General features: G+C 66.8%; 2 protein-coding genes. Both read right to left on the bottom strand.

The features are described from left to right. Positions 1-583 (bottom strand): ABC transporter ATP-binding protein (locus ALA01S_RS31005; RefSeq protein WP_066343623.1); only part of this gene is annotated, 583 nt, incomplete at its 3' end. 28 nt (positions 584-611) lie between these two features. After that, the gene (locus ALA01S_RS31000) at positions 612-1,382 is read right to left on the bottom strand and encodes an ABC transporter ATP-binding protein (RefSeq protein ID WP_066343620.1); all 771 of its coding nucleotides are present in this window, start codon (positions 1,380-1,382) and stop codon (positions 612-614) included. Positions 1,383-1,398 lie beyond the last annotated feature (16 nt).

Here is a 1,398-nt window from a genome sequence, read left to right as displayed (position 1 = left end):
GGCTGGCGTTCTGCTCCACCAGCAGCACCGTCATGCCCTGCCGGTGCACGTCGTTCACGACCTCGAAGATCTTGTCCACCATGATGGGCGACAGGCCCATGGAGGGCTCGTCCAGGATCAGCAGCTTGGGGCGCGCCATCAGCGCGCGGCCCATGGCCAGCATCTGCTGCTCGCCGCCGCTCATGGTGCCGGCGAGCTGCGCGCGGCGCTCCTTCAGGCGCGGGAACAAGGTGAACACCTTCTCGATGTCGGCCTCGATCTCGCGGTCGTTGCGGATGAACGCGCCCATCTGCAGGTTCTCGGTGATGGTCATGCGCGTGAAGGTGCCTCGCCCCTCAGGAACCATCACCAGGCCGTCCTTCACCAGGTCCCAGGCGCCGCGTCCGCGAATGGGCTTGCCCAGGAACTCGATGTCGCCCGCGGCCATGGGCTGCGTGCCCGTCACGGCCTTCAAGGTCGTGGTCTTGCCCGCGCCGTTGGCGCCGATGAGGCTGATGAGCTCGCCTTGCTGCACCTCGAAGCTGATGCCCTTGACGGCCTGGATGCCGCCGTAGGCCACCTTCAGGCCGTTGACCTTGAGCATGGTGTTGCTTGTCGTCATGCCTGCTCCTTCAATGCTGGCCGGCGCCGAGGTAGGCCTCGATCACCTTGGGATTCTTCTGCACCTCGGCGGGCGTGCCGTCGGCGATCTGCTTGCCGTAGTCCAGCACCGTCACGCGGTCGCACAGGCCCATCATCAGCTTCACGTCGTGCTCGATGATGAGGATGGTGCGGCCGTCCTTGCGGATGCGGTCGATCAGCTCGCGCAGCACGACTTTTTCCGTGGCGTTCATGCCGGCGGCCGGCTCGTCCAGGGCGATGAGCTTGGGGTCCGTCGCCAGGGCGCGGGCGATCTCCAGGCGGCGCTGGTCGCCGTAGGACAGCGTGCGCGCCTTGAACTCGGCGTAGCGGCCGATGCCCACGTAGTCCATCAGCTCCTGGGCGCGGGCGCGGATCCTGGCTTCCTCGTCCTTGAAACTCTTGGTGCGGAACACCGCGCCCACGAGGCCGGAGCCCGTGCGCACGTGGCGGCCCACCATCACGTTTTCCAGCGCCGTCATCTCGGGAAAGAGGCGGATGTTCTGGAAGGTGCGGGCAATGCCGGCCTTGGCCACCTCGTGCACCGCCGCCGGCTTGTAGGGCGCGCCGCCCAGCTCGAACGTGCCGGTGTCGGGCGTGTACAAACCGGTGATGACGTTGAAGAAGGTGGTCTTGCCGGCGCCGTTGGGGCCGATCAGCCCATAGACCTGGCCGGCGCGGATGTCGATACCCACATCGGAGAGCGCCTGCAGGCCGCCGAAGCGCTTGCTCACGCCGCTGACTTTCAACACGGAGTTGCTCATGCCGTGCGCTCCTTGG

This window comes from Azohydromonas lata NBRC 102462, assembly GCF_001571085.1.
GTDB lineage: Bacteria > Pseudomonadota > Gammaproteobacteria > Burkholderiales > Burkholderiaceae_C > Azohydromonas > Azohydromonas lata.
This window is presented reverse-complemented; position numbering and strand designations above follow the sequence as displayed.